16 protein-coding genes are annotated in these 15,719 nt (G+C 58.9%); 4 read left to right on the forward strand and 12 right to left on the reverse strand.

Going from position 1 to position 15,719, the window contains the following annotated elements; translation table 11 throughout:
* The first annotated feature begins 17 nt into the window (after positions 1–17).
* On the forward strand, positions 18–1,496 hold the full coding sequence (gene glpK / locus ACR0B8_RS10900) for a glycerol kinase GlpK (RefSeq protein WP_226689072.1): 1,479 nt from the start codon (positions 18–20) through the stop codon (positions 1,494–1,496).
* 13 nt (positions 1,497–1,509) lie between these two features.
* Here glpK and smpB read toward each other — a convergent pair whose 3' ends face one another.
* The 10 genes from smpB to ACR0B8_RS10950 all read right to left on the reverse strand — a co-directional run bounded on the left by smpB (position 1,510) and on the right by ACR0B8_RS10950 (position 9,667).
* Positions 1,510–1,986 (reverse strand): SsrA-binding protein SmpB, encoded by a 477-nt coding sequence (gene smpB, locus ACR0B8_RS10905; RefSeq protein WP_170360845.1) that lies wholly within the window; start codon positions 1,984–1,986, stop codon positions 1,510–1,512.
* 47 nt (positions 1,987–2,033) lie between these two features.
* The gene (gene idi / locus ACR0B8_RS10910) at positions 2,034–2,576 is read right to left on the reverse strand and encodes an isopentenyl-diphosphate Delta-isomerase (protein WP_170349720.1); all 543 of its coding nucleotides are present in this window, start codon (positions 2,574–2,576) and stop codon (positions 2,034–2,036) included.
* A gap of 207 nt (positions 2,577–2,783) precedes the next feature.
* Positions 2,784–3,197, reverse strand: a complete 414-nt coding sequence (locus tag ACR0B8_RS10915) for a c-type cytochrome (protein WP_170349719.1) — start codon at positions 3,195–3,197, stop codon at positions 2,784–2,786.
* A gap of 112 nt (positions 3,198–3,309) precedes the next feature.
* The gene (locus ACR0B8_RS10920; RefSeq protein WP_170349718.1) at positions 3,310–4,326 is read right to left on the reverse strand and encodes a P1 family peptidase; all 1,017 of its coding nucleotides are present in this window, start codon (positions 4,324–4,326) and stop codon (positions 3,310–3,312) included.
* Between the two features lie 9 nt (positions 4,327–4,335).
* Positions 4,336–5,082: an SDR family oxidoreductase gene (locus ACR0B8_RS10925; protein WP_170360849.1), complete on the reverse strand. Its 747-nt coding sequence runs from the start codon at positions 5,080–5,082 to the stop codon at positions 4,336–4,338.
* Between the two features lie 54 nt (positions 5,083–5,136).
* Positions 5,137–5,556 (reverse strand): alternative ribosome rescue aminoacyl-tRNA hydrolase ArfB, encoded by a 420-nt coding sequence (gene arfB, locus ACR0B8_RS10930; RefSeq protein WP_170360851.1) that lies wholly within the window; start codon positions 5,554–5,556, stop codon positions 5,137–5,139.
* A 291-nt stretch (positions 5,557–5,847) separates the two neighbouring features.
* The gene (locus ACR0B8_RS10935; RefSeq protein ID WP_226689071.1) at positions 5,848–6,492 is read right to left on the reverse strand and encodes a queuosine precursor transporter; all 645 of its coding nucleotides are present in this window, start codon (positions 6,490–6,492) and stop codon (positions 5,848–5,850) included.
* Positions 6,493–6,585: 93 nt separating this feature from the next.
* On the reverse strand, positions 6,586–7,467 hold the full coding sequence (locus ACR0B8_RS10940) for an esterase-like activity of phytase family protein (RefSeq protein ID WP_226689070.1): 882 nt from the start codon (positions 7,465–7,467) through the stop codon (positions 6,586–6,588).
* Positions 7,440–8,303: a penicillin-insensitive murein endopeptidase gene (gene mepA / locus ACR0B8_RS10945; RefSeq protein WP_170360857.1), complete on the reverse strand. Its 864-nt coding sequence runs from the start codon at positions 8,301–8,303 to the stop codon at positions 7,440–7,442. Before mepA ends, ACR0B8_RS10940 begins: the two co-directional genes overlap by 28 nt.
* On the reverse strand, positions 8,300–9,667 hold the full coding sequence (locus ACR0B8_RS10950) for an MFS transporter (RefSeq protein ID WP_170360859.1): 1,368 nt from the start codon (positions 9,665–9,667) through the stop codon (positions 8,300–8,302). Before ACR0B8_RS10950 ends, mepA begins: the two co-directional genes overlap by 4 nt.
* A 130-nt stretch (positions 9,668–9,797) precedes the next feature.
* Here ACR0B8_RS10950 and ACR0B8_RS10955 point away from each other — a divergent pair, with 130 nt between their 5' ends.
* The 3 genes from ACR0B8_RS10955 to yaaA all read left to right on the forward strand — a co-directional run bounded on the left by ACR0B8_RS10955 (position 9,798) and on the right by yaaA (position 13,007).
* Entirely contained in the window at positions 9,798–10,085 is a 288-nt protein-coding gene (locus ACR0B8_RS10955; RefSeq protein WP_170349712.1) for a YggT family protein, read from the forward strand.
* A 78-nt stretch (positions 10,086–10,163) separates the two neighbouring features.
* Positions 10,164–12,203: a DNA helicase RecQ gene (gene recQ, locus ACR0B8_RS10960; protein WP_170360861.1), complete on the forward strand. Its 2,040-nt coding sequence runs from the start codon at positions 10,164–10,166 to the stop codon at positions 12,201–12,203.
* A 33-nt stretch (positions 12,204–12,236) separates the two neighbouring features.
* Positions 12,237–13,007: a peroxide stress protein YaaA gene (gene yaaA, locus ACR0B8_RS10965; protein WP_170360863.1), complete on the forward strand. Its 771-nt coding sequence runs from the start codon at positions 12,237–12,239 to the stop codon at positions 13,005–13,007.
* On the opposite strand, the gene ACR0B8_RS10970 is transcribed toward yaaA, so the two are convergent.
* Together ACR0B8_RS10970 and ACR0B8_RS10975 are read right to left on the reverse strand one after the other, a co-directional pair.
* The gene (locus ACR0B8_RS10970; RefSeq protein ID WP_170360865.1) at positions 12,998–13,456 is read right to left on the reverse strand and encodes a VOC family protein; all 459 of its coding nucleotides are present in this window, start codon (positions 13,454–13,456) and stop codon (positions 12,998–13,000) included. The two genes, yaaA and ACR0B8_RS10970, sit on opposite strands and share 10 nt — an antisense overlap.
* Positions 13,457–13,464: 8 nt before the next feature.
* On the reverse strand, positions 13,465–15,666 hold the full coding sequence (locus tag ACR0B8_RS10975) for a response regulator (protein ID WP_226689069.1): 2,202 nt from the start codon (positions 15,664–15,666) through the stop codon (positions 13,465–13,467).
* Positions 15,667–15,719 lie beyond the last annotated feature (53 nt).

Here is a 15,719-nt window from a genome sequence, read left to right on the forward strand (position 1 = left end):
CGGAGGGGGGCGCAGGCGTGACCTATATTCTTGCCATTGATCAGGGCACCACATCATCACGGGCCATATTGTTTGACGCGGATATGCAGCGCGCAGGCACCGCGCAGCACGAATTCAAGCAGCATTTCCCGCAGGAAGGTTGGGTCGAACACGACGCCGAAGAAATCTGGGAGAGCGTTCTTCGCGTCTGCCGCGAGGTGATGGAAACCACCGGCGTAACCGCTGATCAGATCGCGGGCATCGGCATCACCAACCAGCGCGAAACCACTGTGGTCTGGGACCGCGCCACCGGTCAACCACTCCACAACGCCATCGTCTGGCAGGACCGCCGCACCGCCGAGATTTGCGCGCGCTATAAACGGGCGGGGTGCGAAGATGACGTGACCGCCCAGACCGGGCTGTTGCTGGACCCCTATTTCTCGGGCACCAAGGTTAAATGGCTGCTCGATACCGTGCCGGGCGCACGCGACCGCGCCGAGGCCGGAGAGTTGATGTTCGGCACCATCGACTGTTTCCTGATTTGGCGTCTGACCGAGGGGCGCAGCCACGCCACCGACGCCACCAATGCTGCACGCACCCTGTTGTTCGACATCAACAAAGGCGCGTGGAGTGCCGAGATTTGCGATCTGCTGGACGTGCCGATGAACATGCTGCCAGAGGTACACGATTGCGCCTCGGATTTCGGAAATACGACCCTATTTGGGGGAAATATCCCGATTCTAGGCGTGGCGGGGGATCAGCAGTCTGCCACTATCGGGCAGGCCTGTTTCCAGCCCGGAATGATGAAATCGACCTATGGCACGGGCTGCTTTGCCTTGCTGAACACCGGAGACAAACCGGTTGAATCGAAGAACCGCCTGCTGACCACCATCGCTTATCAGTTGGACGGCAAGCGGACCTATGCGCTGGAGGGGTCGATCTTTGTCGCTGGGGCCGCCGTGCAATGGCTGCGCGATGCGCTGCAGATCATCGAATCGGCCCCCGAAAGCGGCGAGTTGGCGCAACAAGCCGATCCGAACCAGCATGTCGTGTTGGTCCCCGCCTTTACTGGCCTTGGCGCGCCCTATTGGAAACCTGATTGCCGTGGCGCGATATTTGGCCTGACCCGTAATTCCGGCCGCGCGGAATTGGCCAAGGCCACGCTGGAAAGCATTGCCTATCAAACGCGCGACCTTTGGCACGCCATGCAGGGCGATTGGGGCGCGGATACCGACGTGACACTGCGCGTGGATGGCGGGGCCAGCGCCTCGGACTGGGCGATGCAGGGGCTGTCGGATTATCTGGGGGCCGAGGTCGACCGCCCGGTGATGCAGGAAACCACTGCATTAGGCGCGGCCTGGTTGGCTGGAATGCGCGCAGGGGTTTACCCGGATCAACAGGGCTTTTCGGAAACCTGGGCGCTGGATCGCCGTTTTGAACCGGAACTGTCCGCCGAGGAACGCGACGCCGCCTATCAGCGCTGGAAACGCGCCGTTTCCGCAGCCATGGCGTTCTGAACCGGGCGAAGGATCAGCTGTGATCCTTCATCAGCCGCTGTTTCTGCCGTGACCAGTCCCGCTTGGCCTGAGTCTCACGCTTGTCGTGCAGTTTTTTACCTTTGGCGATGCCGATCTTCAGCTTCGCCCGGCCCTTGTGGTTGAAATACAAAACCAGCGGCACCAGCGTCATGCCCTTGCGCTGGGTCGCATTCCACAGATTCGACAGCTCTTTGCGCGACACCAGCAGCTTGCGGCGGCGGCGTTCTTCGTGCTTGAAAACCTTCGCCTGCTCATAAGGCGCGATATAGCTGTTGATCAGCCACAGCTCGCCATCCTCGACCGAAGCATAGCTTTCGGCAATGTTTGACCCACCAACGCGCAGGGATTTGACCTCGGACCCTTCCAGCACGATGCCGCACTCGATATCGTCCTCGATCGCGTAATCGAAGCGCGCACGCCGGTTTTCGGCGATAACTTTGTAATTCGGGTCTGTCTTTTGCTTGGCCATGACGCGTTGATTTAGGCGGCTTGGGCGGCCCTTGCAAGCCGTTGCGGTCAGGACGTGGCCGAGATGATCAGATCAGGACCGAAAATCGTGTCGGCGTGACTGTGCAGATAGATCTTCAGCCACGGCGTGAACCGCTGCGGATGTCGTTGCACTTCAGCCAGCAGATCATGGTAGTCGATCCACCGGATATCCATGACTTCGTCCGGATTAGGCTCGATTTTAAGTGGCCCACGAACATGAGCCAGAAAGATATCGACCACTTCGTGTTCGATCATGTTGTTGCCAACATCGGCGTGATATTCCAGCCGGTGCCGGTATTCCGGGTACAAGCCGGTGATCCCCAACTCTTCGCGCAAACGACGCACGGCACATTCCGAGGGCGTCTCGCCCCAATCGGGATGGGTGCAGCAGGTATTCGCCCACAGGCCCGGCGTATGGTATTTGCCCAAAGCCCGGCGTTGCATCAAAATCTCGGTGCCGCGCACGACAAAGACCGACACTGCCTTGTGCCGCAGGCCCTTTTCATGCGCCTCAAGCTTGTCCACGGGGGTCAATTCACCATCAACCCAGGCCGGGATCATGATTCCCATCTGTCGTCTCCTGCTGCCGATCCGCCAGGGCGGCGGGATGTATGGAATTGGCTGCCGCCGGACCGGCTTGGCTTTGCGAAGTCATGCAAGGGCATGATGAACCGCGTATCCCCAAGGTGACCTTGATCCAAGCTGTTATCAATCGCACGAAAGGCCGCAGGGGCTGCGGCCTTTTGCAATCGTTCGAATGGTCTGGTTTTTCAGACGTTATTCGCCCGAGACACTGACGATATAGGCATAGACGTCTTCGCCGCCCTTCTTCAACTTGAAGGTCATTTTCGACTTGGCCGATGTCTCACCCAGGTAATCTTTCAAAAACGCCTTGGGATCCTGCGCGTATTCGACAAAGGTGGCTTCATCCCAGACCAGACCGTTTTCACCAGCCTCAACGATGCTGTCTCCGTATTTGAACCCTTCAACGGTACCCGCGGTGCGGCCCGCGATACCGTATAGGTTCGGACCGGTCTTACCGCCCTTGACGATGACTTCACCGGCCGGGTCAGCGATCTGATGGCAGGATTTGCATTTATTGAAGGCCTTTTTGCCGGCCTCGGCGTCACCTTCCGCATAGGCAGGAAGGGCCAGCAGGCCGACAATTGCGGTAGCGAGGATACGATTCATGAGTTTTGCTCCGATACGAATTGGCTGCACCGAATGGACCTTCGGCGCAAAAAAGAGTCAACGCGCAGATTGCCGCGCGAGGGTAATGTGCCCTGCGGCATAAAGACAGTCCTTAACTTTTGTCATGTGGTGCGGTCCAACAGGGCAATAGATCGCCCGCTGCCGGGGTCGCCAGATAAATAGCCCGCGCAATAGCTCGTGCCAGACAGACCGAGGCCGCATGTCCGATCAGCCCCAAGCCGGCTTCGGCGTCGATGGTCTGCGCGCCAGTGCTGACCGCAAAGACCAGATCTCCGTCCCCTGGTGTGTGTGCCGGCAGAATGGCGCGGGCAATGCCATCATGTGCTGCCACTGCCAGTCGCTGGCACTGCGATTTCGACAAGGCAGCATCCGTGGCCACAATAGCGATTGTCGTGTTGCCCTTATCCGGCTCGGCAAGTCGCATCGCCTGCGCCTTGAGGCTGGGAGCAGGAAAGCCAAGACCGGCACTTGAATCAGATCCTAAACCGCCAAATTCGTCTCCAAACTCGAACGGCGCTGCCCAGAAATGGCGGTCGCCGGGTGTTGTCACACTGCCCAACGGGTTGGCCGCAACCAGGGCACCGACGGTCACCCCATTGTCCAGAACCAATGAGGCGGACCCGAGCCCCCCCTTGTGCCGCGCCGCCAAAGCGCCGGTTCCGGCCCCCGCTGTGCCTAACGCAAAATCCACATCTGCGTCGTCAAAAGCCGCTCGTCCCAGCGCGCGATATGGGTTTTCAACCCAATCCTTGTCTCCGCCGTTCAACAAATCAAACAGGATCGCTCCGGGCACAATGGGCACCACGGTATCGCCCACTGGATACCCCCTGCCCCGCGACCGCAATGCATCCGAGACGCCAGAACAGGCATCCAGTCCAAAGGCCGACCCACCGGACAAAGTAATTGCATCCACTTGCGAGACCGATTTATCCGGCGCCAGCAGATCGGTTTCCCGCGTGCCCGGTGCGCCCCCCATCACGTGAACCGAGGCGGTAAAGGCCTGATCTGCCGTCAGGACAGTTGTTCCCGATTTCAACGCAGCGTCCTGCGCATTTCCGACCCTCAGGCCAGGGACATCAGTGATCAGATTACGGGGTCCGGGGATCACGGATAAACCTCAGATACAACGGCCACCGTCGACCTCCAATGCAGCGCCGGTGATCATGCTCGCCTCGTCCGAACACAGGAAACAGGCGGCGTTGGCCATGTCGTCGGGGGTCGAGAAACGCCCCAGCGGGATGGTCGACAGGAACTTGGCACGCATTTCAGGCGTATCTTCTCCCATGAAGGATTTCAGCAGTGGTGTTTCCCCGGCCACCGGGCAGAGCGCGTTTACACGCACACCCGAAGGCGCAAGTTCCACCGCCATTGTCTTGGTGGCCGTGATCATCCAGCCCTTGGACGCGTTGTACCAATTCAGGTTCGGACGTGGCGATAGCCCCGCGGTCGAGGCCACGTTCAGGATCGCACCCGCCCCGCGCGCTTTCATCGCTGGCACCAGCGCCCGTGCGGTCAGATAGACTGATTTCATGTTCACGTTGAAGACGCGGTCAAATTCCTCTTCGGTGACATCCTCTAGCGGCGTCGGCAGATGCGTGACACCGGCATTGTTCACCAAAATATCCAATTGCCCGAACCGATCCATCGCCATATCCGCCATGGCTTGCACCGAGACTGCATTCGCCACGTCGACCATCTGAGCAATCGCATTCGGCCCAAGCTGATTTGCCTGAACCTCGGCCGCGTCACCATTGATATCGGCAATCATGACCCGCGCGCCTTCGGACAGGAATTTCTGCACGATCCCGGCACCAAAGCCAGACGCGCCACCGGTTACAATCGCGGTTTTCCCCTCTAACCTCATGATCTTGCTCTCCCTTGCCTTTTCAAACTAGCAAGGCACCGTGAAACTGCCAGTTCAATCTTCTGCGACCTTGCCGCGCAGCGCCTTCACATCCGAGCGCGCTTTTTTGGCCGCCAGCCGCCGTTTGACCGAGCCATAGGTGGGTTTCGTCGCAATCCGCCGCTTGGGTTTCACCAGCGCGCGGACAATCAGTTCAGCCAGACGGGCGCGGGCAATCTCGCGGTTGCGGGCTTGGCTGCGGGTTTCTTCGCATTGAATGATGATCGCGCCATCTTTGGTCCAGCGCCGCCCGGCCAACCGTTTCAGCCTGTTTTTGACCGGATCGGGCAAGGAGGGCGAGCGCGCAGCCTCGAACCGCAGCTCAACTGCGGTCGAGACCTTGTTCACGTTCTGACCACCGGGACCGGACGAGCGGACAAAGCTCTCGGTCATTTCCCAGTCCTGCAGGGTGATATCGTCGGTGATGCGCAACATGAAGTGGACCTTATCCGGCACAAGCAGAAACAAAAAGGGCCGCCCCGGCGGGACGGCCCTTCGAAAGTACAGGAGGTTGGGTCGGTTAGATCAATCGACCAGCCGGAGCGAGCGCTCCGCCAAGGGCTGCCCTAACAGGCGATCCCCCCGGTTGTTCCGACACCTCTCTCCAATCTCTTTCTCGACACTGGATCACCTCCTTTTCTATCTGTTGCGGTTAACTTTGAGCCTGACACAAGATGCGCCATTCTCAAAGCACTTTTTTTGCAAGCTAAGCGGTCAACCGCGCCTTTATGCCGGGTGCGCGGTCAACCGCGCAACAATCACCTTGAACGGGATCAGCGCGATCATCGCCAGCGACAGCTTCACCAGCCAGTCGGCAAACGCCAACGTCACCCACAGGGGGGTCATCGGACCAGTCAGCATGAAGGGCACAGGCTCCCACGCCCAGTTGATCGCCGCATCAGCATTGGCACCGAAAACCGTGACCGAAGCTGAGAATGCTATGGTGAAAAACAGCGCGGTGTCCAGCGCCGAGCCAACCAGGGTCGACACCAGCGGCGCGCGCCACCAGCGACCACCACGCAACGAATTGAACACGGTGACATCGGTCAGCTGTGCAATCAGAAACGCCGTCCCCGAGGCAACAGCGATCCGCAGCGGCACGGCGGCATAGGTGAACCCGTCACCTTGCAGCATGATCTGGCTGCCGATCAGCGAACAGATGATGCCGGTGACAAACCCAGCGAACACCACCTTGCGGGCCGTGGCCACGCCATAGACGCGGTTCATGATGTCGGTAACCAGAAAGGCCAGCGGATAGGTAAAAGCACCCCAGGTCAGCAGCCCGTCAAAAATCAGGAACTGAACCAGAATGTTCGAGGCCACAACAATGGCGGCCATGGCAATAATGCCGGGTATGTAAGCGCGTTGCATGTTTTCAGATGCCCGTTTTGACAAGGTAGCGGCGACTTGGCCAAGGGACCGTCCCAAGGCAAGCCGTGCGTTTAGACCTTTGGTTGGGATGTGTCAATCCGGTAGCAGATACTCCACCAGTTCAGTGCGCTGAAGGACCAGAAAGTTGTCGTCCGAGATCATCGTGGCGCGCAACCGCCCCTGATCATCGCGCCAAACCGACAACCCTTCGAGGTTGTCATGCGTGCCTGCGCCGGTCGTAAACAGGTTTTCTTCGGCACCGACTGAATCCTCTGTGATCTGCCACCGCCGCAGGCGGGTGCGGAACCCTGTCAGGGACAGGGCTCGTTCCAATAAATAGAACCGACCATCTGGACCAAAATCGGCAGATACAGGCAAGAATTTTTCCCGCTGTGGCAACACGAAAGGGGTCGACCAACCCTGCCCGTCCCAGCGATAAACGGGGATGTCGCCTGCGTCGGTCCGGCTTCTTTCGGGAAGGGTATACAGCCACCCCTGATTGTCGATTGCCAAGGCTTCGAACGACCCATTCAGTTTCAGATTTTCAAACGCCTTTGGGCGCGGCAGCACCCGCGCTTCGGCGTCGGGGGTCGCGTACCGGGCAACGCGATGCACTGACTCAAATGAGATGTAATGGCTACCGTCCGGTGCGACCGCAATGCCTTCGGAATCCCCTGCTTCGCCGGATAGGGGCCGTCCTGTGCTGGAGAGAACCGGCCAGTTCCCGGTGATCCGGACCCCTGTAATGTCATCCTCGTCCCGCGCAATGGTCGCGCGGACAAGAACCGACCGGTCACTAAGCGCAAGCATATGCCGACCGTTGTCCGAGATATACAGGGCCGAAAACCCACCAAACCATTCCGCCGGGTGGCGCCAGACAAAGCTGTTTAAGTATGTGGCCGTCTTGACCTCGACCGCCCAAACCGCACCCGCCAGCAAAGTAGCAATCAGTTGGATTGCAAGACTGCGGCGCATTGCTGGGGCAAATCGGTCAGAACATACTCGCGGCGTTTCTTCGGCGCAGGCGCGTTCGGGTCAGGTGGCGGCGGGTTGAGGATGTTGCGTACCCATTGCTGAGCCTCGGCACACCCATCACCTTTGGGCGGCGCGTCCTGATTGACACAGCCGCGCGAGCCCTTGGGGCATTTCAGACGCACGTGGAAATGATAATGATGCCCCCACCATGGCCTGATCTTGCGCAGATAGGCCTTGTTGCCTTTCTCATCATTGCACATCTGAACCTTGGCGCCGGGAAAGACGAAAATCCGCGCCACGCGCTTGTCCTTTGCCGCCTCACGCAGCACGGCGTGGTGCTGTGCCGTCCAATTGCCATTCACATAGGCCCCGTTGGCGCGGCGCAGGGAAATCGACGAGATATTCTCGCGCGCTTTGCGCGACAGCCGCATGTTGTCGCCAGGCAGCATCCAGATATCGATGTCCAACCCCAACTGGTGGCTGCGATGACCAGAAGTCATCGGACCACCACGCGGTTGGCTGATATCCCCGATATAGAGACCATTCCACCCCGGTTGCCGAGCCGCAAACTTGCTGAGGTCCTGTACGTAATCCACCGCCTCCGGGTGGCCCCAGTTGCGATTACGCGACAGGCGCATGGCTTGCCATGTCGGCCCCGTTTCGGGCAGTTGCACTGATCCCGCGGCACATCCGCGCGAATAACTGCCGAACGCGGCTGGTTTTTGCTGTGAACTTTGCTTTTGCGCCCCGAACAATTGCTTGGCCAAGGGCTGCGCCCCGGCTTCTCCTGCCAATGTCATCGCGGCGATTATTGCTAAGAAACGTAGTAAAATCATCTGCTCTGATCCCCTTCCGGTTTAACCCAGCGCATTAGGAACAGGCCCAGAATAAACAACAGAATGATCGGTGACACCCCCAACCGCGCACTGCCCGTAACAGTTGTGGCAATCCCGATTAGCAAAGGCGCGGCAAAAGATGTCGCGCGGCCGGACAGGCCGTAAAGGCCAAAGCTTTCGACTGGCGTGTTTGGGTCGGTATGGCGCACCATCATGGATCGGCTGGCCGATTGCAGGATACCGCCCATACCGCCGATCAGAACTCCGCAGCCAAAGAACACCAGATCCGGCAGGCCTGACCCTTCGGGCAAAGAGATGCCGTAAATCTGCGTCCGATCCATCGACACCACGGTGATGCAGACAAAGATCAGCACCCAGATCGCGACCAGAATAACTGGTTTAGGGCCGTATTTCTTATCCATCTTGCCACCGACCCACGCAAAGATGGCCGAGGCCAGAACGCTGACAATCCCGAACACTCCGATCTTGATCAGCCCCCATTCCAATACCAGCCGTGCATAGACACCGCCGAAACTGTACAGCCCGTTCAGCGCATCGCGGTAGAACATGGATGAACCCAGATAGGTCGCCAGACTGACCCGGTGCCGCAAGTCTGAGATGGATTTGCCCAGCAGTCGCAATGCCTCACGCAGGCTGCCAGTCTTGTTACTGTCCGGGTCATCACGCACCCAAAGGAAATAGGGCACCATGAACAGGATGAACCAACCGGCGGTAAAGGGACCGACGAACCGCGTGCCCTGCTGGCTCGCCGCATCCAGCCCGAACATCGGCTCCATCCCAATCAGTGTCTTGCCGTTGGGCTGTTCGACGAACAGCAACAGCATGATCGCCAATGAAATCAACCCGCCGAAATAACCAAACGCAAAGCCCGAACCCGAAATTTCGCCCACTTCATTGTCATCGCCCAGATCAGGCAGCTGAGAGTTGATGAAGATCAGCGCATACTCCGCGCCGACAAAACCCAGCCCAAAGGCCGACAGCATCAGCCACATGTTCGAGCCATCGGGCAGCGTGTACCAAAGCGCGGCAGATCCCACCGCGTACATCGCCGAAAAGGCAAAGATCCACGGAATGCGCCGCCCCGACACATCCGCCATCGCACCCAGCAACGGCGCGCCAAAGGCGATGATCAACCCGGTGATGGTCAGGCAATTGGCCCAAACCGTCTGCGCCCGCGCGGCCGCAGCCTCGGCATCCAACCCGGTTCCTGAAAAATACCCCGCCGCAACCCCGGCGAAATAGGGGCCGAACACAAAGGTGACCAGAAGGGTGTGATATGGTTGACTGGCCCAGTCGAAAAACCACCAACCCCAAATGCGCTTGCGCTTGGAAATCTCTGCCATAACTGCCCCTGTTTATTGTTGCATTCATAAGACGGGGCTTTAACCCAATTCGCAAGCGTTGTGTTGGCGCGGGCTTGCTCTTTGTCGCGGGGGCGCTTACCTCTCATCTCACGTATTTACCGGAGGCCCCATGCTGTCGTTGATCCAAATTCTGCTGCTGATCCTGGACATTGTCTGGTTCATCATTTTGGCCCATGTGATCATGAGCTGGCTGATCAACTTTCAGGTTCTCAACCTGCACCAGCAACTCGTGGCGCAAATTTGGTATGGCTTGAACCGGATATTAGAGCCTATCTATGGCCCAATCCGTCGCGTCCTGCCCGCGATGGGTGGGCTGGACCTGACGCCTTTGGTGGTACTGATCGGGGTCTACGCGCTGCGGATCATTCTAATTAACAATATGGGCTATTTCGTCTGACCTCTTGTTCACTGAATCTTAGTATGTGATTGTCCTGTCTTAAGAGCAGATAAACCTTAAAACAGGGCAACCCCGCACATGTTCGACGCCGCGCCTTTGCTGCGAGATGTCTTTGGATTCGACGATTTCCGCCCCGGTCAGGAAGAGATCGTCGATGCCGTCACGCTGGGTGAAAACGTCCTGGCGATCATGCCCACGGGCGGCGGCAAATCCCTGTGTTTTCAGTTACCCGCCCTTCTGCGTGACGGGGTGACCGTGGTGATATCCCCCCTGATTGCCTTGATGCGTGATCAGGTGCGCGGGCTGCAAGAGGCCGGGGTCGAGGCCGGTGCGCTAACCTCGGGCAACACCCCCGAAGAAACCGATGCCGTGTGGGAGGCGCTGGAGGCCGGGCGCCTGAAACTGCTCTACATGGCCCCCGAGCGTCTGGCCGCCGGGTCAGCCTTGGGCATGTTGCGTCGGATCAATGTCAGCCTGATCGCCGTGGACGAGGCCCATTGCGTCAGCCAATGGGGCCATGATTTCCGCCCAGATTATCTGCGGATCGGAGAGCTGCGACGCGCATTGGACGTGCCTTTGGCCGCTTTCACCGCCACTGCGGATGCCGAAACGCAGGACGAGATTGTCGAAAAACTGTTCGACGGCACCGCCCCGCGTAAGTTCCTGCGCGGCTTTGACCGGCCTAATATCCATCTGGCCTTTGCTGCCAAGGACGGCCCACGCAAACAGATCCTCGACTTCGCCGAAGCGCGTAAAGGCCAATCCGGTATCGTCTATTGCGGCACCCGCAACAAAACCGAAGTGTTGGCCCAGGCCTTACGCGCCGAAGGCCACACCGCCTGTCATTATCACGGCGGAATGGAGGCCGAAGACCGCCGCATCGTCGAAACCCGCTTTGCCCGCGAGGATGGGCTGATCGTGGTTGCCACCGTTGCGTTCGGAATGGGCATCGACAAGCCCGATATCCGCTGGGTCGCGCATGCGGACCTGCCCAAGTCCATCGAAGCCTATTATCAGGAAATCGGCCGCGCCGGCCGCGACGGCGGGCCTGCTGAAACCCTGACCCTGTTCGGCCCCGACGACATTCGCTTGCGCCGGTCCCAGATCGACGAGGGGCTCGCACCACCGGAACGGCGCATGGCAGATCATGCGCGGCTGAACGCTCTGCTCGGGCTGGCCGAGGCGCTCGAATGTCGACGCAAGACCCTGCTGGGGTATTTCGGAGAACAGATCGAACCTTGCGGTAAATGCGACCTGTGCGACAGCCCTCCGGAAGTGTTCGATGGCACCACCCCCGTTCGCATGGCCTTGTCGGCGATCCTGCGCACCGAGGAATGGTTCGGCGCGGGCCATTTGATCGACATTCTGCTGGGTAATGAAACCGACAAGATTCGCGCCCGGCGGCACGACAACCTGTCCACATGGGGCATCGGCAAGGACTGGTCGCGCCCGCAATGGCAGGCGATCTTCCGGCAGATGATGGGTCACGATCTTGTTCGCCCCGATCCCGAACGCCACGGCGCGTTGCGCATGACCGAAGCAGCCAAGCCGATCCTGAAAGGTGAGGCGCAGATCAACCTGCGCAAAGACACGATCCGCAAGGCCACCCGGAGGCCCGCCGTCAAGATGATGGTGTCCGAGGAAGACGCGCCGCTGCTATCTGCGCTCAAGGCCAAACGTCGCGCGCTGGCGGAAAGCGCGCGAGTTCCGGCCTATGTTATCTTTCCTGATCGCACCCTGATTGAAATGGCCGAAAAACGCCCGGCCTCTTTGGACGATATGGCCCGGATCAGCGGAGTTGGCGCGAAAAAGCTGGAACGGTACGGCGACACCTTCCTTGAGGTGCTGACCGGCGCGGTTGAAGAATTGCACCCAGCACGCCGCAAACTGGCGGGCCGCGAACAAGGGGATATCTATGACCGACTGCTTGAGGTTCAAACACGGCTTTCACGCGGCTCCGACGGGATTGACAAACCGCTGACCTGTTCGGCCTCACAACTGGCCAAGGTCGCACAACTGCGCCCCAATGACCCGCGCGGGATGGAACAGGTGCTGGGCAACCGTCGTCACGAAAGGTTTGGTGCCGCGTTTCTGGACGTGCTGCGTCAGGCGGGCTAGATACCCTGCATCAGGCAAGAAACGAGGGCGGATATGCTGGTAGTGGTTTCCCCGGCCAAGCGGCTGGATTGGGCAGAGCGGGACGTTGAGGTCACGCAACCCGACTTTCAGGACGACGCGATCAGACTGTCGAAAACCGCCCGCAATCTGACACTGGGCGATCTGAAGAAACTGATGGACCTCAGCGATGATCTGGCCCGTCTGAACCGTGACCGGTATCGAGCATTTTCGGACTCGCCGGGCGCTGAATTGACCCGACCTGCAGCGCTGGCCTTTGCTGGGGATACCTATCAGGGGCTGGAAGCGACCTCGCTGGATGCCGAAGAAATGGCCTGGGCGCAGGAACACCTGCGTATCCTGTCCGGTCTGTATGGGGTGTTACGCCCGCTGGACGCGATTCAACCCTATCGTCTTGAAATGGGCAGCAAGCTGAAAACCCGGCGCGGTAAGAACCTGTATGAATACTGGCGCGACCAACTGAGCAAAGCGCTGAACGCGCAGGCTGAAGAGGTCGAATCAGACGTTCTGGTGAATTGCGCCAGTCAGGAATATTTCGGCGCGGTTGACCTTAAGGCGCTGAAGCTGCGGGTGGTCACGCCGGTCTTTATGGAAGACAAGGCCGGCACCCCCAAGATCGTCAGTTTCTTTGCCAAGAAAGCGCGGGGTGCGATGGCCCGATATATCGTTCAACACCGTCTGACCGACCCCAAAGGGCTGCTGGATTTCGACACTGGTGAATATGAATACCGCTCGGACCTGTCGCAAGAGGACAGACCCGTTTTCGTGCGCCCCTATCAGGCCTGATCCAGCATCAATGGGTCGTAAGCAACCAACTCAACCGTGTTGCCCTCGGGGTCTTCGGTGAAAATGCCGCGCCATCCGATCCAGCCGAACTGTTCAACGCGGTAAGGCTGACTGATTTTGTCATACCAGCGCATCACGGCCTCTTGCTCAGCAAAGGGCAATGACAGAGCAATATGATGCAGCGATGACCCGGCGCCGGTAGTGGGCTTGTCGGCGCCGGTCGGGTGCAACCCAGGCCGCGGGGCGGCCGCATGGTGGAACAAAGCCAACACCTGTGTATGTCCGCCAAACCCTTCGGCGATGCGGAAAAAGGTGATGGCGCTGTTGTGATCACCGCTCAGGCGTTCCAGCCCGATTACATCTTCATAAAACGCCACCATCGCGCCCATATCGGCACAGCGAATGGCAATCTCACCCAAGGCACGAGGCTGAAATCCACGATCAGTCATGGCTTACCCTATTCAGCCTGTGCATCTTCGGCAATGACAGGCAAAACATCCTCGGGCTGATGGTCCAATATCATCTGGTGGATTCTCCGCTTTTGCAGCGGTTTGGTCAGATAGTGATCCAATCCGGCCGACAGAATGCCCTGATCATCCCCAGCCATGGCATGCGCCGTCAATGCGACGATCGGCACATGCCGATCCGTGTCAATCTCGCGCCGCCGGATTTCCGCCGTGGCCTGCTTCCCATCCATCTTGGGCATCGAAATATCCATGAAAATAAGGTCCGGGTCGAATTTCTGATGCTGGTCCACGGCTTCCAGCCCATTCGCGGCGAATTGCAGGTCAATATTCAAATCCTTGACCATCTTTTGCAGGATCAACTGATTGGTCCGATTGTCCTCGGCTGCCAAAACACACATCTGGCGTTCCCCCTGCGGCTCTGACGGTGCCTCGGGATCACTTGAAGCAGCTTCAGGCGTGACAGGCAGCCGCCCCAATGTCGTCAAGCGCGAATACAGTTCGGCGCGGGGAATAGGTTTCTGCAAAACCCCGTCAATCAGGTTACGTGCCGGGTTGGCGTGGATGACACCGGGATTGGCCGACATCACCACCACGGGCAAATCCCCCCAGCCCCGGTCTTTCAGCGTGGTCGCCAGTTCCAACCCATCCATGTCCGGCAGGTCGTGATCACACAGCATCAGGTCCACACTGCCATCAACAGCGGCCAGCGCCTCACCCCCCGAGGCGCAAACGGTGACTTTCGATCCCAATCGCCCTAGCTGTTTCGACAGGATGGCACGGTTCACCGCCAGATCCTCGACAACGACCACGTGGCGCAACCGACCAGCCAAATCAGGCGGTGTGGGTTGCGGGCCTTCGATGGTGGGCAACGAGATGCGAAATCCAAAACAGGAGCCCAGCTCGGGCTCGCTTTCCACCCAGACCGACCCGCCCATTAGTGTGATCAGCCGCTTGGTGATCGCCAACCCCAGCCCTGTACCCTCGAATGCGCGGTTTTTTTCATCTTCGACCTGATTGAATTCACCGAAGATGTGCCCGATCTTGTCCTCTTCGATGCCGATACCGGTGTCTTCGATCGCAACGTGAATATCGCATGTGTTCGTGTCTGCATTCGGCACACCAGTGACGCGGATCAACACATGGCCTTCGGTGGTGAACTTGACCGCATTGCCCACCAGATTGGTCAATACCTGCCGCACGCGACCGGGATCGCCCACGAACAAGGTCGGTAGGAACAAATCATAATCGACCAGCAAGGACAGCCCTTTGTCGCGCACGCTGGGTTGCATCAGCATCGCAACCTCAAGAATGCAGCGTTCAAAATCGAACTGTTCAGGGTGCAGGATCAGCTTGTCCGCCTCGATCTTGGAATAATCCAGAACGTCGTTGATGATCACCAACAACGCCTCGCCCGAGTTGCGGATGGTGTTGAGGTAGAGCCGCTGTTCCTCGTCCAGCGGGGTTTCCGACATCAACTCGGTCATGCCGACAATGCCGTTCATCGGGGTTCTGATTTCATGGCTCATATTGGCCAGAAAGGCAGATTTGGCCCGGTTTGCGGCCTCGGCCCGTTCGCGGGCGGCCTTCAACTCAGCCTCATGCCAAACCGAGGCGGTGATGTTCAGGCCCAAACTGACCACGTCACCGCCATTGCCGCGCTGGTCGATCATCTTGAAATATTCACCATTCCACAGCTTGATCACCACCGCTTCCGGCTGGGGTTGTGCCCAGCGGTTCAGCATTCTGGCCTGCCAATCGGTCGGAGATTCCGCGCCAATATCGATCAGCCCTTCATCGGTCAAAATCTCAAGGATACGAGCATAGGAAATACCCGGCGACACCTCTTCCAAACCGTCAAACAGGCTGAGATAGGCGGCATTGGCCCCGATCATGTGGCTTTGGTCATTGAAAAAGGCGAAACCGTCCTGAATGGTCTGTATCGAATGCCACAAGCGGCGCTCGGCCACTTCGATCTTGGCATTGGCTTCGGTCAGGTCGGATTTGACCTTTTCATTTTCATCCCGAACCGTTTCGACCTCGGCCTGGGTTTCACCGATGCGTTTGGTCAGGGCCATCGCATGCAAACCCAGCTTGCGATTGGCGGCTGACAATTCGACCTGCTTCATTTCCAACAGCCGCTCGGCCGCCAGCCGCGCACGCCGTTCCTGTGCCAGTTTGGTTGCTAGACTCATCGTTGCTGATCCCGGGTAACTTGCGCCCAGCATCCCGACAGAGCGTGAAAAAG

It is taken from the genome of Ruegeria sp. BH6, from assembly GCF_056538105.1.